A 24701-nucleotide genomic window follows, 5' to 3' on the forward strand; every position below is an offset into this window, starting at 1 on the left:
TCGCTTAACGGACTTGGCTTTTGACGAAATCCTTGACGATCGACACGATGCCGCGCGACAGCAGGCTGTCGAAAGCATCGACGAAGCGGTCGACATGCTCGCGCTGGCAGATCAGCGGCGGCTCGAGCCGGATGACGTTGCGATTGTATTCGGTAAAGGCGACGAGCACGTCGTAGTCACGCAGCAAGAGCGCGCCGACGAAGCCGGACAGCGAGCCTTTCAGCTTGTCGTCGAGCACGCTGACGATCGGCCGCAGCACCATCGGCAAGGTCTGCGAGAAGTCATGGAACTCCAGCCCGACCATGAAACCCTTGCCGCGCACGTCCTTGATGATCTTGGGATATTTGTCCTTGAGCGCCTGCAGCCGCTGCAGCAGGTAGTCGCCGGTAACGGCGGCGTTGTCGATCAGCCCCTCGTCATAGAGCACGTTGAGCCCCTCGATCGAGGTGATGCAGGCCTCGCCCATCCCGCCGAAGGTCGCCATGGCATGGATCATCGCCGTCTTCGGCGTGCCATAGGCCTTCATATAGACTTCGCGTCGGGCAATCATTGCCCCGACCGCCGCCTTGCCGGCGCCAAGCGATTTGGCCAGCGCCGTCACATCCGGAACGACGCCATAATGCTCGAAGGCATAGAAGCGGCCCGAGCGGCCATAGCCGCACTGCACTTCGTCGGCGACCCACAGCACGCCATACTGGTCGCAGAGCGCGCGCAGCTTCTGCCAGTATTCGGCCGGAGCCTGGATGATGCCGCCGCCGCCCTGGATGGTTTCGAGCACGATGACGCCGACCTCCGGGTCGGAGCGGAACAGGCGCTCGACCGCCTCGATGTCGGCAAAGGGAATACGGACCGTATTGTCCGCCACCTTGAAGTCGGCGCGATAAAGCTGGCCGTCGGTGATGCCCAGCACGCCCTTGGTCTTGCCGTGGAAGGAATTCTCGGCATAGACGATTTTTGGCCGCTTCGGACCGGCGGCGCGCTCGGCGAGCTTGACCGCCGCTTCCATCGCCTCGGAGCCCGACGAGCCCAGGAACACCATGTCGAGATCACCGGGTGAGCATTTGGCGATGTTGTGCGCCAGCGCCGCCGCATATTGCGACATGAAGGCGATGGCGATCTCCTGGCGCTTCTCCTCCTGGAATTTTCTGCGCGCTTCCAGAATGCGCGGATGGTTGTGGCCGAAGGCCAGCGAGCCGAAGCCGCCGAAGAAGTCGAGGATCTTGCGGCCGTTCTGGTCGATGTAGAACATGCCCTCGGCACGCTCGATCTTGATCTTGTGGAAGCCCAGCAGCTTCATGAAATGCAGCTGGCCAGGGTTGAGATGCGCCTTGAACAGGTCGGTCATGCGCGCGACGTCCATCGCCTTGGCCTGCTCGACGCTGATCAGGTCGGGCTTGGCGATGGTGACGGGCGACAGCGCCGGCGCGCCGACCATGGTGCGCGCGCTGGTCTGTTCGGGCTTGGCCATGATGGTCATTTCAATCTCCTGTCTGCGCGCATGACCAGGATCGTGCGCAACGAAAGCTGTTTTTGCGAGCCCGCTATTCGGCGGGCACATGTTTGGTGGCGACGGCGTGACCGGCCTTCTTGGCCCGGTACTCGCTGTAGGCGGCGATCAGCATGTCCTCGTCGCGATATTGCGGCACCCAGCCGAGTTGGCGCTCCGCCTTGGAGACGTCGAGCACGCACTCTTCGTCGGCAATCAGATATTGCTCCGGATCCATGATCGGCATGTTCATCAGGTCGAGCAGGTCGAGCGTGCGCTTCACCGCCCAGCCCGGTGTCGGGATCAGGATCGATTTCGAACCGGCATGCCTGATCAGGTCGCCGAGCAGTTTCTTCACCGGCGGTGGGTTGAGCGAGCCCAGATTATAAGCCTCGTTCGGCACACCCGCCTTCCAGGCGGCACGCGCGGCCTCGGCGCAGTCGAACACCGAGATGAACTGATAGGGGTTTTTGCCCGAACCAATCATAGGAACCGGAAAACTCCAGTCGATCAGCTTGAACAGCTTTTCCAGAATGCCGAGCCTGCCCGGGCCGATGATCAGGCGCGGGCGAAACAGCGAGATCGACATGCCGCGCTTGCGCCATTCGGCTGCCAGTTCCTCCGTCTTCTGCTTCGACCAGCCATATTCGCCAAGCGGCGCGACCGGATGCTCCTCGGTCATCGGCTGGGTGACTGTGTGGCCGTAGATCATATCGGTCGTGTAGTGGACGAGCTTGGGCGCACCGGCCTTGTCCATCGCCTGCATGATGTGCTCGGTGCCATGGAAATTGACCGGAAAGAAGAAATCGTGCCGCTTGGCCCGCACCTGGATCGGCGACAGCATCTTGGCCGACAGGTTGTAGACCATGTCGTCGGCCTTCAGCCCAACCGCGGCGACCGAAGCCGGATCGGTGACATCGCACTTGATAAAGCGGACAGTGCGGTAATGCGGCAGGTCGCTCCTGGCGATGTCTGCGACGACAACCTCTTCACCATCGGCCACAAGCTTCGGGGCAAGGTGGCGGCCGACGAAACCGTCGCCACCGAAAATCAAATGTCTCATCGAATGATCTCGCTGTGAATCTTATCGGACGAAAGCGAAGCCGTTTCCTCCTCATGCACGCGCCCGCTTTGCGCGATGAGCACCGTGCCGACGCAGATGCAGGCGATGCCGGCGATGCGCCAGCCATTGAGATCCTCGCGGAAGACGAAATATGCGAAGATGGCAACGGCGACATAGGCGAGGCTGAGGAACGGATAGGCGAAGGAAAGCTCGACCTTGGACAGCACATAGAGGTGCGAGGCCATCGAGATGACGAAGGTGCACAGGCCGAGGAACACCCAGGGGCTGAAGACGATCTGCAACAGCTTGACCAGGGGATTGACGCCCTCGAACGAGATCGGCCCGAGCGACATCATGCCTTGCTTCAGCATCAGCTGCGCAGCGGCATTGGTCATGACCGTAAAGAGAATGAAGACGATGTATTTCATGTGTTCCCAACCACCCCTTCACGCTTCCTATTACAAACCCGCAAACATTTCGTGAAGCCACAAGAATGTTTTGAGTGAACTGTAGAGTTAGCGATACGCTAACCAAGCTTATTTCAAATTTTATCTATTCCGCAGCCTCGACGGCACTGCGCCGCATGTCGAGCTTCTTTGCCGTCCGCGCCCAGAATGACGACATGAAGGCGGGATCGCGAAGCGCCTCCAGCCGTGGCCATTCGGGAAAGGACGAAGCGAAGATGTCGGCGCCCATGCGGGCATCCTTGTAGGGGTTGACCGCGCCGCCGGCCTCGACCGTGATGCGATCGAGCTCCTGCAGCAGCGCCAGCGTCGCCGATCCCCTGTTGGGGAAATCCAGCGTCAGCGTGTAACCAGGACGCGGGAACGACAGCAGCGCCGGCGAACGGATGGAGCCGAAGCGTTTCAACACGGTGAGGAAGGACCCCTGCCCGGCTCGCCTTGCAGCCGCCAGCAGTGCCGGCACCGCCTCACGCGCCGCCTCTTCCGGCACCACGCTCTGGTGCTGGAAAAGCCCTTTCGGTCCGTAAAGCCGGTTCCAGTCGCGCACCCCGTCGAGCGGAAAGAAGAAGCCCTGGTATCCGACCTGGCGCGGCGCCGCAGACCGGCCCTTCTTCCACCGGTAGGCTGCATTGAAGGCGGTCAGGAACGGGCGGTTGAGGACATTGAAAGGCGGCCGGACCGGCACCGAGAGGGTGCCGCCGGCGCGCGAGGCGGCATGCGAGCCGTGCTCGGCGTGATTGCCGGTGAACAGCAGGCCGCGACCACTGTTGCGGCCGCCGGCCAGCTGATCGATCCAGGCGACCGCGTATTCATTGACCTGGTCGGCCGCCTCGGCCAGATCGAAAAATTCGCCGAGATCGCGAAACGGCGTCGCTGTCTCGACGATGTCGAGCGAAGGCACCCGCATCAGCCGGATCGAGGCCGAGAGGATGAGACCAGTCAGCCCCATGCCACCGATCGTCGCCCGAAACAGCCGGGCATTATCGGTCGCCGAACAGCGATAAGTCTTTCCGTTAGACCTGAGCAGCGTCAAGGTCTCGACATGGCAGCCGAAGGTGCCACGCCGGTGATGGTTCTTGCCATGCACGTCATTGGCGATGGCGCCGCCGAGCGTGACGAATTGGGTGCCTGGAATAACCGCCGGGAAGAGGCCGTAAGGGGCAGCGTGTGCGATGATGTCGGACAACAGCACCCCGCCATCGGCTTCAAGAAGGCCTGTCTCTGCGTTGAAGGCACGGATCCGGTTCAGGGATCGCATGTCGACGACCGTGCCGGCCTCGTTCTGGCAGGAATCGCCGTAGGAACGGCCGTTACCATAGGCGAGCAGCGACGCTGGCTTGGCCTGGCCGCCCTTCAGCAGCGCAATGCCATCGTCGGCACCGATCGCGCGTGGCGCCGGCGGCGTGGCAAGGCCAAAGCTCTGGAAGCGTTCGGCGGCCATCCTACCAGCCTCCGATGACCAGCATCACCGCGCCGATCAGCACCACGATCTGGCTGCGCCAGTCGCGGATGATGAAGACGACCGGGTCGTCATGCATCTCGTCGCGGCGCGCCAGGATCCAGACGCGCATGGTGAGATAAAGCACGATCGGCGCCAGCGGCCAGATCAGCCACGGATGCGGATAGAGCTCGCGCACCGCGACGCTGTCCATGTAAAGCGCCAGCACCAGCGCCGAGGAGAAGGCCGAAGCCATGCCCGCCTGGGCGACGATCTCCTGGTCTTCGGTGCGGTAGCCGCGGCCGGCAATGCGCTCGCCAGGCGGGATGGCGGTGGTGCGCAGTTCGACGAAGCGCTTCACCAGCGCCAGCGACAGGAAGAAGAAGATCGAGAAGGCGAGCAGCCAGAACGAGACATCGACACCGGTCGCGGCCGCACCCGCCAGGACGCGGATCGTGTAGAGGCCGGCAAGCGTCAGCACGTCGACAAGCAGCATGCGCTTGAACGACAGCGAATAGGCCGTCGTGACCACCATGTAGCCGCCAAGCACGGCCAGGAATTCGGGCGACAAAAGCAATCCGGTGCCGATGCCGATCGCCAGCAGCACTGCGATCGCGCCAAGACCGAACGGGATCGTCAGCGCGCCGCTGGCGAACGGCCGGTTGCGCTTGGTGGCGTGCTTGCGGTCGAGCGCGAGGTCGAAGAAATCGTTGAGGATGTAGATGGCCGACGCCACCGCGCTGAACGAGACGAATGCCAGCAGGCATTCCCAGATCATGTCGGTGTTGAAATATTCATGCGAGAGCACCATCGGCACGGCGATCAGCGAGTTCTTCAGCCATTGATGCACGCGCAGCATCTTGACGACAGTCCGCAACGTCGGCTTCGGCGTCGGCATCGTCTCGGCGCCGTGTGCTGCCTGCCAGCGCGCGGCATGACGGTCGGGCGCCACGACGATTGCCGTGCGCGCGGCGTCGAAGACCTGGAGGTCGTGGCGGCTGTTGCCGGCATAGTCGAAGCCGCCGTCGCCATAGGCTGCGATCAGTGAGGCGCGCTTCTTGCCGGAGGTGAGATTGTCGAAACCGTCGGTGGCCAGCACCCGGTCGAAAATGCCGAGATGGGCAGCGATGGCGTCGGCGAACTTGCGCGGCGTGCCGGTCGCCAGAACGATCTTGCGGCCTTCGGCGTGCTCGGTCCGGAGGCGGCAGAGCAGCCCCTCGCGATAGGGCAGTGATGCCGGATCGATGTCGATGCGTTGAGCGATCGCCTGCTTCAACTGGGCCGCGCCGCCGGCGGCCCAGAAAGGCACGAGGAAGATATAGAGCGGGTTCTTCTTGAGAAGGATGAACAGCCCTTCCCACAACAGGTCGGTCGCGATCAGCGTGCCGTCGAGATCGACCGCAAACGGTATTGCGTTCCTGTCCGACCGCGCATCCATAGCCCGTCCTGCCCTGCCAGCGTGTGATCCGGAAAACCGGAATCTCGTTGCGCGCCGCGTCTCGGCGTCTTGAAGCTGGTATAGCTGGGAACGGCATAGCGAATGTTAAAACGCCCGGTGCGGGCCTGTCCGGATCACGGTATTTCCCCCGTCATCGTTAAGCAGCAATGACCGGAAACAATAAAAGGCCGAGCAAATGCCCGGCCTTTCCTGTCATGCCGTCGGAACTACTTGATGCGGGCAACGCCGCCCGAGATCTCGACGGTTTCCGAGCCGGTAAGAGCTTCGAGATCGCCATTGGGCAAGGTGACGAAGCAGCCGTTCGGGCAGAATTCAACGGTTTCGCCAGCAGCCAGCGCAAGGTCAGACTTGCTGCCGCCCTCCGTCACGATCAGCGTGCGGGTCTCGGCGTCCTTGTTGACCGCGCTGGCGGCATGGGTCGAGCCGATGGCGGCGGCCAGGGCGACGGCAGCGACGAGAGACTTCCACATGTTGCAATATCGGTGTTCCCACCGCCTCTGTTGCATTTCGCAAGGCATTTTCGCCTTTGCATGGGAGCTTATATGAGATGGAAGCTGAACCGCAACTGAATGCCGCATTCATGCCGCAATTGGCTTTGGCCGGTTGCGAGCGCGCCTGTTCGAAGGCCAGTTGACTGTCAGCACGCCCTAGTCGGGATCGGGCTTGCGCACCTTGCGTCCCGATTTGGCGAGCCGCTTCGCCTCTGCAGCGGCCTCCACCTTGGCCTGCTCCTGTTCAACGAAATCGGCTTCGATCTTGTCGTCGTCGGTCGGCCAGGCCTTGGGCTTGTGGACCTCGACGACGGCGCGCGGCGTCGAGGGAATCTCGATGTGCTCGCCGCTGAATTTCTCGAGCACGGCAAACCGGATGTCGTTCTGCGCGATATTGCCGTTCATCACATCGGCCAGGAACACGCGGATCTCGAATTCGAGTGCGGCCGTGCCGAAATTGGAAAACAGCACGAAGGGTTCCGGGTTCTTCAGCACCAGCGGGTGGCTGCGTGCGATGTCCAGCAGGATGGCGTGAACCTGTTTGACGTCGCTGCCATAGGCGACGCCGACCTTGATGTCGACGCGGCCGAGCTTGTTGCGATGCGTCCAGTTGCCGACGGCGTTGTTGATCAGGTTCGAATTGGGCAGGATCACCGACTGCCGCTGAAACGTCTCGATCTCGGTGGCGCGCACGCTGATCTTCTTGACGGTGCCGCTGACATCGCCGGCGACAATCCAGTCGCCGACCTTGAATGGCCGCTCGGTCAAAAGGATCAGGCCGGAGACGAAATTGGACACTACATTCTGCAGGCCAAAGCCGATGCCGAGGGAAAGAGCACCGGCGACCAGCGCAAGATTGGACAGGTCTATGCCCGCAGCCGAGATGCCGACGAGTGCCGCCAGCGCAACACCGGAGTAGCCGACCGCCAGCCGGATCGAGTTGCGCACCCCGGTATCGACCTTGCCGCGCGCCATCACCGAACCGTCGAGCCAGCCCTGGAACCAGCGCGTCAGGAAATAGCCGATGATGAAGACGACGATGCCGGAGAGGATGCCGGTGACCGAAATCGTCACCGAGCCAATGGTGATCCCGGTTGCCAGCTTGTAGGCCCAAGCCTCGATGTCGCCGGGCTGAAAGCCCCACATCAGCAGGATCAGCGGCAGAAAAACCAGCACGATCATTAGATTGATGGCGACGCTGACGACGAGGCCGAGCTGATCGAGGGCGGCGTCTTCGTAACTCGAATTGGCCGACAGCCAGCGCCCGACGGAGGTGTCGGCGAAAGCGCCCTCCTCGCCGATCGCCCGCGCCGACAGGAAGCCGATATACGCAGTGATTAATACGGTGCCGGTGACGACGACCTGCAGCGCGACAAACAGGGCAAGGCCGATATAGCCGAGCAGCGCCGCAACGATAGTGAACAGGCCGAGCGCAATCGCCATGTAGCGCAGCCAGGCCGGCCACGGCCGCCAGCTTCCGTCATGCGCCTTGAACGGTCTCAGCATCGCCATCAGGATCAGGATGACGCCAACGATGATCGTGGAGCCGAAACTGCGGGCGATGGTCAGCGACAGCGGCGAGCCCATCTTGTCGTTGACGATCGACAGGAAATAGTTGACGCCGATGACCACGGCCATGGCAGTCGTCAGCCGCACCAGCCAGCGTGCCGGGCCGGTTTCGACGGGAATGAGCCGCCAGTTCGGCAGCCGCGGCTCGAGCGCCGCATTGGTCAGCCGATTGACGCAGAACACCACCGCGATGACGGCCGCCAGCGCATTCAGGAAGACGCCGATGTCGCCGCGCAACACATTGTAATAGTTGAAAAAGAACACCGTGGAGGCCAGGAATACGCCGACCGCCAGCGACGGCAGCAAGGTCGACCAGAACGCCACCGACAGGCGGCTGAGATAGGACGGGTCCTCGACCGTCGGGTCGGCTTCGAACACCCGCCCGAACAGGCGCCGGCCGCCGACCAGCAGCACCAGCGCCAAGCCGAGCGCCACGAAGGTCGCTGCCAGGATGGCCTTGAACTTGAACTTGAAGGCAAAGGTCAGCCAGGACGACACCGCCTTGTACAGGTTGGCGTATTCGTCCTGGGCGTCGGAGAAGACCTGCGGGCTCAGCGCGTCGGACAGCACGTAGCGCTTGGTGAGCACATTGCGGAACAGCGCGCTGCGCATGTTGCCGATCTTGTCGATCAGCCCGCTGATGCGGATCGACAGGTTCTGCGCGCTGGCGACGACCGCGTTGATCTCGGCCTTTTCCGACGCCAGCGCCTGGCGTTCGCCGGTCACTATGTCGGGCTCCTGCGGCTGCCCCGCCGCCGGCGGCGGACCCAGCATCTCGATCCGATTGTTGATGTCGGTAAGGCGCGAACGAAACGCCAGCGCACTGGTAAGTGCCGCCCGCGACAGATCCTCCAGTTGCAGACGGATATCAACGAGTGCGGCATCGTCCTCACCGTCCTGCTGTATTCTCTTTTCGAGATCGTCAGTCTTGGCCGTCAGGCCCTGGATGACTTTCTGCTGATCGGTGATCAATCCGGCAGCGCCCTGACCGAGCGCTTGCGCCATCGCGTCAAACGAAGGCGGCGCCGAGACAACAAGCGCGAGGATCAAAATGAGGCGAAGCAATCGGAAAAGCATGATTTGTTGGCGACTCACGGGCGGCAAAGGCAATTTGAAAGCCTGTCCTTGATAAAGACGGCCATATCATGGGGCAAGCCGTCGCATCCGATCGCTCACCTCATCCGATCGCGGGCGTCGGCCAGTCGAAAGGCGATGGCGCAATATTGGCTTTGCGGAGGCGGCCTGCTCTATAGTCTGCCGCATCGCCCGAACCGGATGACAATTATGGCAGAGTACTCGGCCTTTTCGCTGCTCGCGAACGCGCTCAAGGGAAACAAGGATTGGAAGCCGGCCTGGCGCAAGCCGGATCCGAAGGCATCCTATGATGTCATCATCATCGGTGGCGGCGGTCACGGGCTGGCAACCGCCTACTATCTCGCCAAGGAACATGGCATCACCAATGTCGCGGTGCTGGAAAAGGGCTGGCTCGGGTCCGGCAATGTCGGCCGCAACACCACGGCCGTGCGCTCGAACTACCTGCTGCCCGCCAACACCCGTTTCTACGAGCATTCGATGAAGCTGTGGGAGAACCTGTCGCACGAGCTCAATTACAATGTCATGTTCTCGCAGCGCGGCTGCCTGAACCTCGCGCACACGCCGGCCCAGTTCGACGACTATGCAAGGCGCGGCAATGCCATGCGCCATCTCGGCGTCGACGCTGAATTGATGACGCCAGCGCAGATCAAACGCCTGATCTCGGCGCTCGATATCTCCGACAGCGCACGCTTCCCGGTGGTCGGCGGCCTGATGCAACGGCGCGCCGGAACCGCCCGCCACGATGCCGTCGCCTGGGGCTATGCGCGCGGTGCCGACCGGCGCGGCGTCGACATCATCGAGAATTGCGAGGTCACCGGCTTCCTGCGCGATGGCGACCGCGTCACCGGCGTCGCGACGTCGCGCGGCGACATCCGCGCCAAAAAGGTGGCCGTCGCGGTCGCCGGCAGCACTGGACGCGTCATGCAACTGGCCGGCGTCGAGACGATGCCGATCGAGAGCCACGTGCTGCAGGCCTTCGTCACCGAATCGCTAAAACCCTTTATCGACACCGTCGTCACCTTCGGCATGGGCCATTTCTACATGTCGCAGTCGGACAAGGGCGGCCTCATCTATGGCGGCGACATCGACGGCTACAACAGCTACGCCCAGCGCGGCAATTTGCCGATCGTCGACGAGGTAATGAGCGAGATGCTGGCGCTGTTTCCGGGCCTTGCCCGCGTGCGCATGCTGCGCTCCTGGGGCGGCGTCTGCGACATGTCGATGGACGGCTCGCCGATCATCACCACCGGCCCCCTGCCCGGCATGTATCTCAACTGCGGCTGGTGCTATGGCGGCTTCAAGGCGACGCCGGCCTCGGGCTGGTGCTTTGCCTGGACCATCGCCAAGGATCAGCCGCACGACCTCAACGCCCCTTTCACGCTCGACCGCTTCCACCGCGGCCTGCTGATCGACGACAAGGGCCAGGGCGCCAACCCCAGGCTTCATTAGACATGATCCGGAACCGAAGGACCGCGCCAGCGAAAAGTGGAAACCGGTTTTCGGACAAGATCATGGTCAAACAAGAAGATACAATTCGATGCTGATCACCTGCCCCTACTGCGGCCCGCGCGACGTCATCGAGTTCACCTATCAAGGTGACGGCAACCGCGATCGTCCCGACCCTGCCTCGCAGAATTTCGAGGCATGGAACGCCTATGTCTACGACCGGCTGAACCCGGCCGGCGACCACAACGAAATCTGGCAGCATTCCGGCGGTTGCCGCGCGCATCTGCGGGTCGTCCGCAACACGCTGACGCATGAGATTTTGAGCGTCGCCTTTATGCGCGGCACTCATACCTCGACCGCGCGCCGCAAGGCGGAGGACAAGTCATGAGCCCGCGCCGCACCGACACCGGCGGCCGCATCGATCGGCTGAAAACCATCCGCTTCACCTTCGACGGAGCGGCCTATACCGGCCATGCCGGCGACACGCTGGCGTCGGCGCTGCTGGCCAAGGGCGTCACGCTTTACGGGCGCTCATTCAAATATCACCGCCCGCGCGGCCTGCTCACAGCAGGCGTCGAGGAGCCCAACGCGCTGGTGACGGTGCTGAAGGGCGAGGTTCGCGAGCCCAACATTCCGGCGACCATGGTCGAGATCCATGACGGGCTGGTCGCCATCAGCCAGAACCGCTTTCCCTCGCTTGCCTGGGACGTCAACGCCGTCAACCAGCTCGGGGGCAAGATCCTGTCGGCCGGCTTCTACTACAAGACCTTCATGGGGCCGGTGATCGGTCCGCTCAAAGGTACGCGCTTCTGGATGTTCTGCGAGCATTTCATCCGCCGTGCCGCCGGCCTAGGCAGCGCCGGATCGGCGAAGGACCCGGCGCGCTACGAACGCATGAACGCCTTTTGCGACGTGCTGGTGGTCGGCTCCGGCCCGGCCGGTCTGATGGCCGCCAAGGCCGCCGCCGATCAGGGCGCCCGCGTCATGCTGGCCGATCTCGAGCCGCGTTTCGGCGGCTCGGCCAACTGGTCTGATGAAACCATCGATGGCGCGCCGGCGGCCGACTGGGCCCGCCGCACCGTCGCCCAGCTCGCAGGCCGCGACAATGTCCGGCTTTTGCCGCGCACCACGGTCTGGGGCTACTACGACAACAACACGCTTGCCGCGCTCGAACGGGTCAGCGACCACAAGGAGCAGCCCGGCAAGGGTGAGCCGCGCCATCGCTACTGGGCGATCCGCGCCCGGTCCGTGGTCCTGGCCACCGGCGCCTTCGAACGGCCGCTGGTGTTTCCGGGCAATGACAGGCCGGGCGTGATGCTGGCGCATGCCGCCGAGCGCTACGCCAACGAGTTCGGCGTGCTGCCGGGCGAGCGGATCGCGCTGTTCACCAACAATGACAGTGCCTATCGAGCGGCCGTGGCCTTGAAGAAGGCAGGGGCCGCGGTCGTCGCCATTGCCGACGTCCGGCCAGAGCCTTCAGCCGAGATGCGCAAGCTGGCCGCCGAAGCCGAAGCCGAAATCTTCGCCGGCCATGCGGTCGTCGCCACCGAGGGCGGCAAGGCGCTGTCCGGTCTCAAGCTGCAGCGCTTCGACATGGCCAATGGCTCGCTTACCGGCGAGGCCCGCAGTATCCATGCCGATTGCCTGCTGATGTCGGGCGGCTGGTCGCCGACCATCCATCTGGCCAGCCAGGCCGGTGCCAAGGCGGAATGGAATGCCGCGCGGCAGGCTTTCCTGCCGCCGAAGTCGACGCAGCAGTGGCCAACACAGCATTGGATCGGCGCCGGCGCCTTCACCGGTAGTTTTTCCACCACTGAGGCCATCGCCGAAGGCCGCGCCGCCGGCCTTGCCGCCGCCGGTGGAACGAGCACGCCGGCGGCGTTGCCCACTGTCGAAGCCATCCCTTGCGATCCCGATCCGGCGCCTGTGTTCGAGATCAGGGCCAAGGGCAAGAGCTTTGTCGATTTCCAGCACGACGTGACTGCCGAGGATGTGCGGTTGGCGCATCGCGAAGGCTTTGTCTCGGTCGAGCACCTGAAGCGCTACACCACGCTCGGCATGGCGACCGACCAGGGCAAGAGCTCCAATGTTCCCGGCCTTGCCATCATGGCCGAGGCACTGGGCAAGCCGATCCCCGAGGTCGGCACGACGCGCTTCCGCCCGCCCTTTGCGCCGGTATCGATCGGCTCGCTGGCGGCGGAACGCTTCGGCGACCTGAAACCTGAGCGGCTGACGCCGATGCATGACTGGCATCTCGCCAATGGCGCGACGATGTATTCGGCCGGTCTCTGGTACCGTCCGATGATCTACGGCCATGCCGGGGAGACGGTCGAGCAGGCCTATGTGCGCGAAGCCAAGGTGACGCGTGAGAGCGCCGGCATCGTCGATGTCTCGACACTGGGCAAGATCGCCGTACAAGGGCCCGACGCCGCCGCATTCCTCGACCGCGTCTACACCAATATGTTTTCGACGCTGGCCGTCGGCAAGGCGCGCTACGGGCTGATGCTGCGCGAGGACGGCCTCGCCTTCGACGACGGCACCACCTGGCGGCTTGGCGAGCAGGATTTTCTGATGACCACCACCACGGCCAACGCCGGCAAGGTGATGCAGCATCTGGAATATTTCCTTGACGTGATCTGGCCGGAACTCAAGGTCCACGTCACCTCGGTGACCGACGAATGGGCGGGCGCCGCGATCGGCGGACCGAAGGCAAGGCAGATCCTCGCTGCCTGTGTCACCGGCACATCAGTCGACAACGCCACCTTGCCCTTCATGGGCATCGTGCGCGGCGAGATATCGGGTGTCCCAGTGATGATTTGCCGGCTCTCTTTCTCCGGCGAAATGGCCTTCGAGGTCTATTCCGGTGCCGGCTACGGTACTCATGTCTGGGAGGCGCTGATCGAGGCCGGCAAGCCGTTCGGGCTGGTCACCTACGGACTTGAGGCACTGGGCACGATGCGCATCGAAAAGGGCCATGTCACCGGCGCTGAGATCGACGGCCGCACCACGGCGCGCGACCTGCATCTCGACTGGATGCTGTCGAAGAAGAAGCCGTTCATCGGCTCGGCGATGATGGACCGCGAGGGTCTGATCGCGTCTGACCGTCTGGAACTCGTCGGCCTGATCGCGCTCGACAACCGGCCGCTGAATGGCGGCGCGCACATCGTCGAGCAAATCGACGAGGTCAATCCGCACGGCTCGATCGGCCACATCACCGCCTGCTGCTACTCACCGGCACTCGGCAAGCATATCGCGCTGGCGCTGGTCAAGGGCGGCAAGGCACGACACGGCACGCGCGCCAATGTCTCCGATCCCTTGCGCAACCGGTTCGGACCGGTCGAGATCGTCTCCAACCACTTCTTCGATCCGGATGGGAGCCGCATGCATGGTTGAGCGCCAATCTCCACTTGAGCCGGAGTTTCACGTCGGCTCGCATGGTAATTTCGAACATGGCGTCGAGATCATCCTGACCGAAACCGGGCCGGGCTCGATCATGCAGCTCGCCGCCTGGCCGGGCGAAGAAAAGAAGCTGATCGCCGCCATCCGCACCGTCACCGGGCTTGCGCTGCCCGATGGCGCAGGCGGCGGCCTAAGTGACGGCGTGAAGTCGGTGTTCGGCTTCGCGCCGGGAAAATTCACCGTTGCCGATGAAGCCGAAGGCCTGGCCGACGCCTTTGCCAAGGTGGTCACCCCGGCCATCGGCACAGTGACCGACCTGTCGCATGGCCGCACCGCCATTCGCATCGCCGGGCCGAAGGCCGAATGGGTGCTGGCGAAATTCTTCGCCATCGACTTCGCGCTGCCGGCCTTTCCGGTCGGCGCCGGCCGCTCGACCACCCATCACGATGTCTTCGCCCAGATCCAGCGCACCGGCTCCGACCAGTTCGATATCTATGTCTTTCGCTCGTTCGCGCGCTCGTTCTGGAAGGCTCTCTGCCATGCCAGCGAGGAAGTCGGCTACGAGGTGCAATAGGCGGCGCGGTCGGATGGCCGCATCGCCTCTGCTTCTGGCATCAAGGCCAGCCGGTTCTGCCGCTAGAGAATCGCGCCGCAGGCGGCCATGATGGGAAACGTGGCCGCCAGACCGGCCCAAGGGGTATGAAAATCCCGTCTCAGGCTCGGCACATTCGTTTGGTTCGAACATCCCTATGACCGCAGAAATATCCGCCGGCGCCACCGATCGCGCCGATGTGTCGGCCAGAGCCATGCTCCTGCTGCCGCTGACGGTCGCCTGCGGCGTCTTCATGACCAGTCTCGACCAGAATGTCGTGGTGACGGCGCTGCCCGGTATCGGCGAAAGCCTCGGCCGCCCACCCAGCCAGCTCGGCCTCTTGATCACCGTCTATGTCGCCAGCCTGATCATCTCGATGCCGCTTGGCGGCTGGGCCGCCGACCGCTTCGGTCTGCGCAATGTCTATTGCTTTGCCTTGCTGGTGTTCGCCACCGCATCGGCCCTGTGCGGTCTGTCTGATAGCATCTGGATGCTGGTCGGCGCCCGCGCGCTGCAAGGGTTCGGCGGCGCGCTGATGGGCACGCTCGGCCAGGTCGTCATCCTGCAGACCTTTCCGCGCAGCCGCACGCTGAAGATCAACATGTACATCTCGCTGGCCGGCCAGTCCGGGCCGCTGGTCGGCCCGCTCGTCGGCGGCGCGCTGACCACCTACATTTCCTGGCGCTGGATCTTCTTCATCAACGTGCCGTTCGCACTGGCGGCGGCTTTCCTTGCCACCTCGCTGTTTCCGACAGTGACCAAGCCGGTGCGCACGCCGTTCGACTTTCCGGGCTTTCTGCTGGTTGGCAGCGGCATGGTGCTTCTGGTCTTCGGCATGGATTCGCTTGCCGCCAAGGACGCTGCCGGCGGCGTCATCGCCGGTGAACTGGTGCTGGCGCTGGTCATCCTGACCGTCGCCTCTTTTTACTGTCTGCGCGTGCGCAATCCGCTGCTCGACCTCAAGCTCTTGCGCATCCGCACCTTCCGCATCTCTTTCCTGACTGGCGGCGGGCTCGACACGATCGGCCTCAGCTCGGTCGTCTTCCTGCTGCCTCTGATGTTCCAGCTTGGCTTCGGCATGAGCGCGGTGCAGGCGGGATCGCTGACCTTCGTCGCCGCGGTCGGCTCGGTGGCGATGCGGTTCCTCATGCCGCGCGTTCTCAACCGTTTCGGCTTCCGCCGCGTGCTGGTCTACAACACACCGATCGTCGCCGCCATGGTCGCCGGCTTTGCCTTGATGCAGGCAACCACGCCGGTCTGGATCGTACTTGCCTACATCTTCATCTTCGGCGTCTTCCGCTCCGCGCAATGGGCCTCGACCGGCAATCTCGCCTATTCCGACATCGCGCCCGAACAGCTCGCCCGCTTCAGCGCGCTCTATTACATCCTGTGGCAGCTGGCAGTGGCGATCAGCGTCGGCCTGGCCGCCGCGGCACTGTCGTTTCTGGCCGGCGGCGGCCCGGCCGTGACCAACGATTTCCGGATCCTGTTCGTGATCGAGGGCGTCATCACGCTGTGCGCGCTGCTCGCCTATCTCAAGCTGACGCCGCAGGACGGCGCCCATGTCAGCGGCCACGGCGCACAGATGAACACCGAATAGCAAGGCCAGACTTGGGCCACCACGCCGGCCCTACTCAAGGTGGCTATTCGCTGAACGTCACCCACTCTTCCAGCGGCACGCGGTCGGTGCGGAAGGCGTTTTCGGGTTTGGACGTGTCCTCATGGCCAAGCGCCATGCCGCAGACGACAATCTCCTCGTCGGGGATGTTGAGCACCGGCCGGATCTGCCGGTGATAGGGGGCGAACGCTGCTTGTGGGCAGGTGTGCAAACCCCTGCCCCGCGCCGCGACCATGATGTTCTGCAGGAACATGCCATAGTCGATCCAAGAGCCCTGATTGAGCCGGCGGTCGATGGTGAAGATCATGCCGACCGGCGCGTCGAAGAAGACGAAGTTGCGGTCGTGCTGGGCACGCATCTTGTCGACCTCGCGGCGGCCGATACCGAGCGCGCCATAGAGCCCGAAACCGTTGGCGCGGCGGCGGGTCAGATACGGCTCGAAGAACTGGGTCGGATAGTAGCGGTATTCGTCCCAATCGGCCTTTTCGGCGCGGATGCCCGAGTTGAGAATGGCGTCGGTGATCTGCTGTTTGATCTCGCCCTTGGTGACGTAGACCTTCCATGGCTGCATATTGGTGCCCGATGGAGCGCGCGCCGCAACCGCCAGAATGGCGCGGATGGTGTCGTCGTCGACCATGTCGGGCAGAAATGCACGCACCGAGCGGCGCGACAGGATCGCCTCGTCGACAATCTCGGCTTCGTCCGCAATTAGGGTGTTGTTTTCCAGCATGGGCCGTCCTTACCCTTTGTCTCGATCGGACATCCCCACTCGCCGCTCGTGGCCGAGCCTTTGCATGAACCGCCAAAATCCTGCAAGCAAATCTTGAGCATTGGTGAAAATCCACTTGATTTTTTCATGAGCTTGTTTTCTCATGAAATTTGACTGGAACTTTTCATGAAGTGAGCGTTTTGCCTTCACCTATCCCAAGAACATTGCAGGGACCTGACGAACGCGTGCTGGCCAGCGATATCAGGGCGCTGCGCAAGGCGCGCGGGCTGACGCTTGCCGAGATCGCCCTGAAACTTGGCCGTTCGGTCGGCTGGGTCAGCCAGGTCGAACGTGGCCTCTCGACGCCCTCGCTCAGCGATCTCAGAGCCTTCGCCGAACTGTTCGGCGTGCCGATCAGTCTGTTCTTCAGCCATGACGTGCCGGTCGAAAGCGAGCGTGGCGTGGTTGTGCGCGCCGGCAGGCGCCGCACGCTTGGCACAAGCGAATCCGGCCTGGTGGAGGAGCTTCTGTCGCCCGATCTCGGCGGTAGCTTCGAGATGGTGCGTTCGGTCTTCGCGCCGGGCGCGGAGCTGAAGGCCGAGGCGCGTAGGCCGACCGAGGAGGCCGGATACGTCGCGTCCGGACTGTTCGACATCGAGATATCAGGCGTCTGGCATCGGCTTGGCGAAGGCGACTCCTTTCGCTTCGAAGGCAAGCCCTACCGCTGGCGCAATCCGGGTACCGAGCCGGCGGTTGTCATCTGGGTGGTTTCGCCGCCAGTCTATTGAATGCAGGTCGCCCAAAAGTGTGCAGCGCTTTTGGGATAACGACACGCATCAAAAACAAAAAATAGAAAGCGCAACGCGCTTTGGGTTTTGTCAGGGAGAAGAACATGGCGGGTTTGCCGAGCACGGCACGCGTGGTGATCATCGGCGGTGGTGCGGTCGGCACTTCCGCGCTCTATCATCTCGCCAAGGCGGGCTGGACCGACTGCGTGCTGCTCGAAAAGAACGAGCTGACCTCCGGCTCGACCTGGCATGCCGCCGGCAATGTGCCGACCTTCTCCTCGTCCTGGTCGCTGATGAACATGCAGCGCTATTCGACCGAGCTTTATCGCGGGCTGGCCGAAGCGGTCGACTATCCCATGAACTACCACGTCACCGGTTCGCTGCGGCTTGCCCATACGAAAGAGCGCATGCAGGAGTTCCAGCGTGCCAAGGGCATGGGCCGCTATCAGGGCATGGACATCGACATCGTTGGCGTCGACGAGATTAAGCGCCGCTACCCCTTCATCGAGACGCATGATCTGAAAGGCGCGCTCTACGATCCGAGCGATGGCGACATCGATCCGGCGCAGTTGACCCAGGCGCTGGCCAAGGGGGCGCGCGACATGGGCGCCAGGATCATCCGCTTCTGCCCGGTCACCGGTGTGCGCCGCGAGAATGACGAATGGGTGGTCGAGACCGCGCAAGGCGAAATCCGCTGCGAGATCGTCGTCAATGCCGCCGGCTACCGCGCCGCCGAAGTCGGCAAGATGTTCGGCCGCGAGGTGCCGATGATGGTGATGAGCCATCAGTACATATTGTTCGAGGAGATCCCCGAACTGGCGGCGTGGTCGAGAGAACAGGGCAAAAAGCTGCCGCTGCTGCGCGACGTCGACACCTCCTACTATCTGCGCCAGGAAAAGAACGGCATGAATCTCGGCCCCTATGAGCGCAATTGCCGCGCGCATTGGGCGACCCACAACGATCCGATGCCGGATGACTTTTCCTTCCAGTTGTTCCCCGACGACCTCGATCGGCTGGAACATTATCTGGCCGATGCCGTCGCCCGCGTGCCGATCCTGGGCACGGCCGGCCTGTCCAAGATCATCAACGGTCCGATCCCCTATACGCCGGACGGCAATCCGCTGATCGGCCCGATGCCCGGCGTTCCCAATGCCTTCGAGGCCTGTGTCTTCACCTTCGGCATCGCCCAGGGCGGCGGCGCCGGCAAGGTGCTGGCCGAATGGGTGACACAAGGTCAGACCGAATGGGACATGTGGTCGTGCGACCCACGCCGCTTCACCTCCTTTGCTGCGGCGCCGGACTACTGCGTCGCCAAGGGCATGGAGATCTACGGCAACGAATACGCCATCCAGTTCCCGCGCCATGCCTGGCCGGAGGGCCGTGACCGCAAGCTGTCGCCAATCCATGATCGCATCAAGGCGCTCGGCGCCCGCTTCGACGCCTATAATGGCTGGGAACGCGCCACCTGGTACGCGAAAGACGGCGACGACATCTCCGAGGAAGCGACACTGACCTTCCGTCGCGAAGGGCCGTGGCAGCATCGCGTCCGCGAGGAATGTCTCGCCGTCCGCGACGCGGCCGGCATTCTCGACCTGCCGGGCTTCTCCCGCTTCAACCTCGACGGTCCGGGTGCTGCCGAATGGCTGAGCCTGCAGGTCACCGGGCTGGTGCCAAAGCCCGGCCGCATCGGCCTCGTCTATTTCGCTGATGACAAGGGCCGCATCGTCACCGAAATGTCCGTCGTGCGCCATGACGAGAACCTGATGACGCTCATCACCGCGGCGGTCGCGCAATGGCATGATTTCGAGTGGCTGAAATCGCGCATGCCCAAGGATGCGCCGTTCAAGCTGATCGACCGCACCGAGGAATTCGCCACCCAGATCCTGGCCGGCCCGAACTCGCGAAAAATCCTCGCCGATGTCTGTGACGCCGACCTCACTTTGCCGTGGCTGACGCATCAGGAGACGAAGATTGCCGGCCGCTGGGCGAAGCTGGTGCGCGTCTCGTTCGCCGGCGAACTCGGATGGGAAATCCACACCAGGGTCGACGACACCGCCGCCATCTTCGACGGCATCTGCGCGGCAGGACAGCAGAATGGTCTAAAACCGTTCGGCATGTACGCGCTGGATTCGCTCAGGCTCGAAAAGGGCTACCGCACCTGGAAGTGCGACCTGTCGACCGACTATTCGATCTTGCAGGGCGGGCTGGAGCGCTTCGTCAAATGGGACAAGCCCGACTTCCGCGGCAAGGCGGCACTGCAGAACGAGAAGCAGCAAGGCGTGAAGAAGCGCTTCGTCACTTTGGTCGTCGAGAACCCCGGTGACTGCGACGCCCCTTCTGTTTCCACACTCTGGCACGACGGCAAGATCGTCGGCGAAACGACATCAGGCGGTTGGGGTCACCGGATCGACAAATCGATCGCGCTCGGCATGCTGCGCGCCGATCTGGCGGAACCGGGAACAGCGATCGAGGTGGAAATCTTCGGCGACCGTTTTCAGGCGGTCGTGCAGAAGGATGAGCCTTTGTGGGATCCGAAGAACGAGAGGCTGCGCGCATGAAGAAAATCATCCTCACGGATGGCGGCATGGGCCAGGAACTGGTCCGCCGCAGCAAATCCGAGCCGACGCCGCTATGGTCGGCCAGGGTGCTGATCGACGAGCCGGATCTGGTGCGCGACCTGCACGCCGAATTTATCCGTGCCGGCGCCCGCGTCATCACCATAAACACTTATTCGGCGACACCCGAACGCCTGGCGCGCGAGGGCGCGGATGACCTCTTCAAGCCTTTACAGAAGCGCGGCATCGAATTGGCCAAGCAGGCCCGCGACCAGGCCGGCGATGCAGCGATCGCCGGCTGCCTGTCACCGCTTTTCGGCAGCTACGCGCCCGCGCTGACCATTTCATATCAGGATACGCTCGACATCTATCGCCGCATCGTTGACGAGCAGGCGGATGGCGTCGACCTGTTCCTGTGCGAGACCATGGCGTCGGCCGAGGAAGCGCGCGCGGCGGTCACAGCCGCGTCGGAAAGCGGAAAACCCATATGGGTATCGTGGACACTGGCCGATCACGGCAAGCCACGACTGCGCAGTGGCGAGACAATAGCCAACGCGGCAAGCGCGCTCGACGGCCTGGCGGTCGCCGCGCGGCTGCTCAACTGCTGCCGGCCGGAAGCGATCGCCGCGGCTTTGCCTGAACTGATCGACCTCGGCGGCCCGGTCGGCGCCTATGCCAATGGCTTCACCTCCACCGAAGCGCTCAAGCATGGCGGCACGGTGGATGTGCTGCACGCACGCCACGACCTTGGTCCGGACGCCTATGCCGACCAGGCGATCGGCTGGGTGGAGGCCGGCGCGAGCATTGTCGGCGGCTGCTGCGAAGTCGGACCGCCGCATATCGCCGCGCTGCGCGACCGGCTCGAACAGGCCGGTTACGAAATTTCTGGAGGTACACATGCCTAGACCATCGTCGCGCATTTCCGGCATCGTGCCTTCGGGCAAGGACGGCTGGGAAGTCCATTCGGCCGCTTGGGCCCGCAAGGCGGCCGGCGAAGACATCATCATGCTGTCAGTCGGCGACCATGATTTCGACACGCCTTCCGAAACGATCGAAGCCTGTGTGACCGCGGTTCGCGGCAGCAATCACCACTACACCCCGCTTCCCGGCCTGCCGCGCCTGCGCAAGGCAATGGCGGCAGCCTCGAGCGCCTGCACCGGCGTCGAGACGACGCCGGATCAGGTCATCGCCACGCCGGGCGGCCAGGCCGCACTCTACGCGGCCGTGCAAGCTGTGCTCGATCAGGGCGACCATGCCATCGTGGTGGCGCCCTACTACGCCACCTATCCCAACACGTTCAGCGCCGCCGGTGCCAGTTTCACCGTGGTCGAGACGCCAGCCGAGGATGGCTTCCAGCCGCACGCCGACATGATCCGCGCAGCGCTTCGGCCGAACACGCGCGCCATTCTGATCAACACGCCGAACAACCCGACCGGTGCGGTCTATTCGCGAGAGCGGCTGGAACAGCTGGCTGAGGTCTGCAGGGAGCATGACCTCTGGCTGCTGTCGGACGAAGTCTACTGGACACTGGGCGGCGGCGAGCACGTCTCTCCGCGCTCGCTGCCCGGCATGGCCGAGCGCACCCTGGTCATCAATTCGATGTCGAAGAGCCACGGCATGACCGGCTGGCGCATGGGCTGGCTGACTGGTCCGCAGGAGATGATCTCGCTGCTGATCAATCTCAATCTGGTGACGACCTATGGTTTGCCGGCCTTCATCTCGATCGCTTGCGCCGAGGCGCTCGAGAACCGCTATGGCGTCAAGGAGATCGCCGAACGCTACGCCGCGCGCCGCACGGTCTTCCTCGATGCCGTGCGCGGCATGAACGATGTCACCGTGCGCGGTTCTGAAGGCGGCATGTACGTCATGCTCGACATATCAGCCGTCGAACCCGACGACGAGAAATTCGCCTGGGCCTTGCTCGACAAGGAAAACGTCGGCGTCATGCCCGGCTCCAGCTTCGGCGAGGCGGCCGCCGGTCACATTCGCATCAGCCTCTGCCAGCCGGAGCCCGTGCTGCAAGAAGCAGCGCTTCGGCTGCGCCGTTTTGCTTCCAGCTATCGCCGCGAGGCCGCATGACCGCCAAGGCTATACCCACGAAAGCCCGAGCCGTCATCATCGGCGGCGGCGTCTCAGGCTGTTCAGTCGCCTACCATCTGGCCAAGCTCGGCTGGACCGACATCGTGCTCCTGGAACGCAAGCAGCTGACGTCGGGTACGACCTGGCATGCCGCTGGCCTGATCGGCCAGTTGCGCGGCTCGCAGAACATGACGCGGCTGGCGAAATATTCGGCCGACCTCTACGTCAAGCTGGAAGCCGAGACCGAAGTCGGCACCGGCATGCGCCAGGTCGGCTCGATCACTGTGGCATTGACCGAGGAGCGCAAGCACGAGATCTACCGGCAGGCGTCTCTCGCCCGTGCCTTCGATGTCGACGTGCGCGAGATTTCACCGAATGAAGTCAAGGAGATGTACCCGCATCTCAATGTGTCCGACGTCGTTGGCGCCGTGCATCTGCCGCTCGACGGCCAGTGCGACCCGGCCAACATCGCCATGGCGTTGGCCAAGGGCGCGCGCCAGCGTGGCGCCACCATCGTCGAGAATGTCAAGGTCACCAAGGTCCATACCAAGGCCGGTCGTGTCTCCGGCGTGTCGTGGGCGCAAGGCGAAGAACAAGGCACCATCGAGGCCGACATCGTCGTCAACTGCGCCGGCATGTGGGCGCGTGAGCTTGGCGCTCAGAACGGCGTCACCATCCCGCTGCACGCCTGCGAACATTTTTACCTCGTCACCGAGCCGATCCCCGGCCTCTCTCGTCTGCCGGTGCTGCGTGTGCCGGACGAGTGCGCCTACTACAAGGAAGACGCCGGCAAGATGATGCTCGGCGCCTTCGAGCCGGTGGCCAAGCCCTGGGGCATGGACGGCATCCGCGAGGATTTCTGCTTCGACCAGTTGCCGGAGGACATGGACCATTTCGAGCCGATCCTCGAAATGGGCGTCAACCGCATGCCGATGCTGGCGACCGCCGGCATCCACACCTTCTTCAACGGTCCCGAGAGCTTTACCCCCGACGACCGCTATTATCTCGGCGAGGCGCCGGAACTGTCCGGCTACTGGATGGCGACCGGCTACAACTCGATCGGCATCGTCTCCTCCGGCGGCGCCGGCATGGCGCTGGCGCAGTGGATCAATGACGGCGAAGCACCCTTCGATCTGTGGGAAGTCGACATCCGCCGCGCCCAGCCATTCCAGAAGAACCGCCGTTACCTCAAGGAGCGCGTCTCGGAAACGCTGGGCCTGCTCTATGCCGACCATTTCCCCTATCGGCAGATGGCGACGTCACGCAATATCAGACGCTCACCCCTGCATGAGCATCTGAAGGCGCGTGGCGCCGTGTTCGGTGAGGTCGCCGGCTGGGAGCGCGCCAACTGGTTTGCCCGTGACGGCCAGGAGCGCGAATACCGCTATTCCTGGAAGCGGCAGAACTGGTTCGACAACCAGCGCGAGGAACATCTGTCGGTCAGGAACGGCGTCGGCCTGTTCGACATGACCTCGTTCGGCAAGATCCGCGTCGAGGGCCGTGACGCCTGTGCCTTTCTGCAGAAGCTCTGCGCCAACGACATGGATGTGGCACCGGGCAAGATCGTCTACACCCAGATGCTCAACCAGCGCGGCGGCATCGAGAGCGACCTCACCGTCTCGCGGCTGTCCGAGACGGCGTTTTTCCTCGTCGTCCCCGGCGCGACGCTGCAGCGCGACCTCGCCTGGCTGCGCAAGCATCTGACCGATGAGTTCGTGGTCATCACCGATGTCACCGCCGCCGAAGCCGTGCTCTGCCTGATGGGACCGGACGCACGAAAATTGATCCAGAAGGTCAGTCCCAACGATTTCTCCAACGAAGCCAACCCGTTCGGGACGTTTCAGGAGATCGAGATCGGCATGGGCCTGGCCCGTGCGCACCGCGTCACCTATGTCGGCGAACTCGGCTGGGAGCTCTATGTCTCGACCGACCAGGCAGCCCACGTCTTCGAGGCAATCGACGAGGCTGGCGTGGATGTCGGGCTAAAACTCTGCGGCCTGCACACGCTGGATTCCTGCCGCATCGAAAAGGCCTTCCGGCATTTCGGCCACGATATCACCGATGAGGACAATGTGCTGGAAGCCGGCCTCGGCTTCGCGGTCAAAACGGCCAAGGGCGACTTCATCGGTCGCGATGCGGTGCTGCGCAAGAAGGAAGTCGGCCTGTCACGCCAGCTGGTGCAGTTCCGCCTGAAGGATCCGCAACCCCTGCTCTTCCACAACGAGGCGATCCTGCGCGACGGCAAGATCGTCGGCCCGATCACCTCAGGCAATTACGGCCATCATCTCGGCGGTGCCGTCGGGCTTGGCTATGTGCCGTGTCATGGCGAAAGCGAAGCGGATGTGCTGGCCTCGTCCTACGAGATCGAGATCGCCGGCGAACGTTTTGCTGCGGAATCATCGCTGAAGCCGATGTACGATCCGAAGTCGGAACGGACGAGAATGTAGCGC

At 63.5% G+C, this 24701-nt stretch carries 18 protein-coding genes; 10 read left to right on the forward strand and 8 right to left on the reverse strand.

Annotated elements, in window-relative coordinates; genetic code table 11:
* Positions 1-4 precede the first annotated feature (4 nt).
* From B5V02_RS29450 to B5V02_RS29480, 7 genes are all read right to left on the reverse strand, one after another.
* Positions 5-1435, reverse strand: a complete 1431-nt coding sequence (locus B5V02_RS29450) for an aspartate aminotransferase family protein (protein WP_245446277.1) — start codon at positions 1433-1435, stop codon at positions 5-7.
* 106 nt (positions 1436-1541) lie between these two features.
* Complete coding sequence (locus B5V02_RS29455; protein WP_111547508.1) at positions 1542-2549, reverse strand: NAD-dependent epimerase/dehydratase family protein; 1008 nt, start codon at positions 2547-2549, stop codon at positions 1542-1544.
* The gene (locus tag B5V02_RS29460) at positions 2546-2977 is read right to left on the reverse strand and encodes an EamA family transporter (protein ID WP_111547509.1); all 432 of its coding nucleotides are present in this window, start codon (positions 2975-2977) and stop codon (positions 2546-2548) included. Before B5V02_RS29460 ends, B5V02_RS29455 begins: the two co-directional genes overlap by 4 nt.
* Before the next feature lie 124 nt (positions 2978-3101).
* A complete protein-coding gene (locus tag B5V02_RS29465; RefSeq protein ID WP_111547510.1) occupies positions 3102-4454 on the reverse strand; it encodes an FAD-binding oxidoreductase in 1353 nt (450 codons plus the stop codon).
* Position 4455: 1 nt separating this feature from the next.
* Complete coding sequence (locus tag B5V02_RS29470; protein ID WP_111547511.1) at positions 4456-5889, reverse strand: UbiA family prenyltransferase; 1434 nt, start codon at positions 5887-5889, stop codon at positions 4456-4458.
* A gap of 227 nt (positions 5890-6116) precedes the next feature.
* Positions 6117-6380: a hypothetical protein gene (locus B5V02_RS29475; protein ID WP_167392187.1), complete on the reverse strand. Its 264-nt coding sequence runs from the start codon at positions 6378-6380 to the stop codon at positions 6117-6119.
* A 177-nt stretch (positions 6381-6557) separates the two neighbouring features.
* Complete coding sequence (locus tag B5V02_RS29480; RefSeq protein ID WP_111547512.1) at positions 6558-9047, reverse strand: mechanosensitive ion channel family protein; 2490 nt, start codon at positions 9045-9047, stop codon at positions 6558-6560.
* 207 nt (positions 9048-9254) lie between these two features.
* On the opposite strand from B5V02_RS29480, the gene B5V02_RS29485 reads away from it, so the two are divergent.
* The 5 genes from B5V02_RS29485 to B5V02_RS29505 all read left to right on the forward strand — a co-directional run bounded on the left by B5V02_RS29485 (position 9255) and on the right by B5V02_RS29505 (position 16102).
* On the forward strand, positions 9255-10514 hold the full coding sequence (locus tag B5V02_RS29485; protein ID WP_111547667.1) for a sarcosine oxidase subunit beta: 1260 nt from the start codon (positions 9255-9257) through the stop codon (positions 10512-10514).
* Between the two features lie 88 nt (positions 10515-10602).
* On the forward strand, positions 10603-10899 hold the full coding sequence (locus B5V02_RS29490; RefSeq protein ID WP_111547513.1) for a sarcosine oxidase subunit delta: 297 nt from the start codon (positions 10603-10605) through the stop codon (positions 10897-10899).
* Positions 10896-13904 (forward strand): sarcosine oxidase subunit alpha, encoded by a 3009-nt coding sequence (locus B5V02_RS29495; protein WP_111547514.1) that lies wholly within the window; start codon positions 10896-10898, stop codon positions 13902-13904. Before B5V02_RS29490 ends, B5V02_RS29495 begins: the two co-directional genes overlap by 4 nt.
* Entirely contained in the window at positions 13897-14484 is a 588-nt protein-coding gene (locus tag B5V02_RS29500; RefSeq protein WP_111547515.1) for a sarcosine oxidase subunit gamma, read from the forward strand. The genes B5V02_RS29495 and B5V02_RS29500 overlap by 8 nt, the downstream gene beginning before the upstream one ends.
* A 175-nt stretch (positions 14485-14659) precedes the next feature.
* Positions 14660-16102 carry an MFS transporter gene (locus B5V02_RS29505; protein WP_111547516.1) on the forward strand — a complete coding sequence of 481 codons (1443 nt, stop codon included), beginning with the start codon at positions 14660-14662 and terminating at the stop codon, positions 16100-16102.
* A 43-nt stretch (positions 16103-16145) separates the two neighbouring features.
* Here the strand turns inward: B5V02_RS29505 and B5V02_RS29510 are convergent, their stop codons facing one another.
* Positions 16146-16850: a nitroreductase gene (locus B5V02_RS29510; RefSeq protein WP_111547517.1), complete on the reverse strand. Its 705-nt coding sequence runs from the start codon at positions 16848-16850 to the stop codon at positions 16146-16148.
* Between the two features lie 224 nt (positions 16851-17074).
* Between B5V02_RS29510 and B5V02_RS29515 the strand changes: the two genes are divergently transcribed.
* The 5 genes from B5V02_RS29515 to B5V02_RS29535 all read left to right on the forward strand — a co-directional run bounded on the left by B5V02_RS29515 (position 17075) and on the right by B5V02_RS29535 (position 24698).
* Entirely contained in the window at positions 17075-17617 is a 543-nt protein-coding gene (locus B5V02_RS29515; RefSeq protein WP_167458726.1) for a helix-turn-helix domain-containing protein, read from the forward strand.
* A gap of 104 nt (positions 17618-17721) precedes the next feature.
* Positions 17722-20175, forward strand: a complete 2454-nt coding sequence (locus tag B5V02_RS29520) for a GcvT family protein (protein ID WP_111547519.1) — start codon at positions 17722-17724, stop codon at positions 20173-20175.
* Positions 20172-21077, forward strand: a complete 906-nt coding sequence (locus B5V02_RS29525; RefSeq protein WP_111547520.1) for a homocysteine S-methyltransferase family protein — start codon at positions 20172-20174, stop codon at positions 21075-21077. Before B5V02_RS29520 ends, B5V02_RS29525 begins: the two co-directional genes overlap by 4 nt.
* On the forward strand, positions 21070-22251 hold the full coding sequence (locus tag B5V02_RS29530; RefSeq protein WP_111547521.1) for a pyridoxal phosphate-dependent aminotransferase: 1182 nt from the start codon (positions 21070-21072) through the stop codon (positions 22249-22251). Before B5V02_RS29525 ends, B5V02_RS29530 begins: the two co-directional genes overlap by 8 nt.
* Positions 22248-24698, forward strand: coding sequence for a GcvT family protein (locus B5V02_RS29535; RefSeq protein ID WP_111547522.1), 2451 nt, complete (start codon positions 22248-22250; stop codon positions 24696-24698). The genes B5V02_RS29530 and B5V02_RS29535 overlap by 4 nt, the downstream gene beginning before the upstream one ends.
* Positions 24699-24701: the final 3 nt, after the last annotated feature.

Source organism: Mesorhizobium kowhaii, assembly GCF_003253745.1.
GTDB lineage: Bacteria > Pseudomonadota > Alphaproteobacteria > Rhizobiales > Rhizobiaceae > Mesorhizobium > Mesorhizobium kowhaii.

What these genes read in the sequence shown, in the direction of transcription:
- B5V02_RS29450 (WP_245446277.1), bottom strand. Translation starts at nt 1,435, where the DNA reads ATGGTCGGCGCGCCGGCGCTGTCGCCCGTCACCATCGCCAAGCCCGAC.
- B5V02_RS29455 (WP_111547508.1), bottom strand. Translation starts at nt 2,549, where the DNA reads ATGAGACATTTGATTTTCGGTGGCGACGGTTTCGTCGGCCGCCACCTT.
- B5V02_RS29460 (WP_111547509.1), bottom strand. Translation starts at nt 2,977, where the DNA reads ATGAAATACATCGTCTTCATTCTCTTTACGGTCATGACCAATGCCGCT.
- B5V02_RS29465 (WP_111547510.1), bottom strand. Translation starts at nt 4,454, where the DNA reads ATGGCCGCCGAACGCTTCCAGAGCTTTGGCCTTGCCACGCCGCCGGCG.
- B5V02_RS29470 (WP_111547511.1), bottom strand. Translation starts at nt 5,889, where the DNA reads ATGGATGCGCGGTCGGACAGGAACGCAATACCGTTTGCGGTCGATCTC.
- B5V02_RS29475 (WP_167392187.1), bottom strand. Translation starts at nt 6,380, where the DNA reads ATGTGGAAGTCTCTCGTCGCTGCCGTCGCCCTGGCCGCCGCCATCGGC.
- B5V02_RS29480 (WP_111547512.1), bottom strand. Translation starts at nt 9,047, where the DNA reads ATGCTTTTCCGATTGCTTCGCCTCATTTTGATCCTCGCGCTTGTTGTC.
- B5V02_RS29485 (WP_111547667.1), top strand. Translation starts at nt 9,255, where the DNA reads ATGGCAGAGTACTCGGCCTTTTCGCTGCTCGCGAACGCGCTCAAGGGA.
- B5V02_RS29490 (WP_111547513.1), top strand. Translation starts at nt 10,603, where the DNA reads ATGCTGATCACCTGCCCCTACTGCGGCCCGCGCGACGTCATCGAGTTC.
- B5V02_RS29495 (WP_111547514.1), top strand. Translation starts at nt 10,896, where the DNA reads ATGAGCCCGCGCCGCACCGACACCGGCGGCCGCATCGATCGGCTGAAA.
- B5V02_RS29500 (WP_111547515.1), top strand. Translation starts at nt 13,897, where the DNA reads ATGGTTGAGCGCCAATCTCCACTTGAGCCGGAGTTTCACGTCGGCTCG.
- B5V02_RS29505 (WP_111547516.1), top strand. Translation starts at nt 14,660, where the DNA reads ATGACCGCAGAAATATCCGCCGGCGCCACCGATCGCGCCGATGTGTCG.
- B5V02_RS29510 (WP_111547517.1), bottom strand. Translation starts at nt 16,850, where the DNA reads ATGCTGGAAAACAACACCCTAATTGCGGACGAAGCCGAGATTGTCGAC.
- B5V02_RS29520 (WP_111547519.1), top strand. Translation starts at nt 17,722, where the DNA reads ATGGCGGGTTTGCCGAGCACGGCACGCGTGGTGATCATCGGCGGTGGT.
- B5V02_RS29525 (WP_111547520.1), top strand. Translation starts at nt 20,172, where the DNA reads ATGAAGAAAATCATCCTCACGGATGGCGGCATGGGCCAGGAACTGGTC.
- B5V02_RS29530 (WP_111547521.1), top strand. Translation starts at nt 21,070, where the DNA reads ATGCCTAGACCATCGTCGCGCATTTCCGGCATCGTGCCTTCGGGCAAG.
- B5V02_RS29535 (WP_111547522.1), top strand. Translation starts at nt 22,248, where the DNA reads ATGACCGCCAAGGCTATACCCACGAAAGCCCGAGCCGTCATCATCGGC.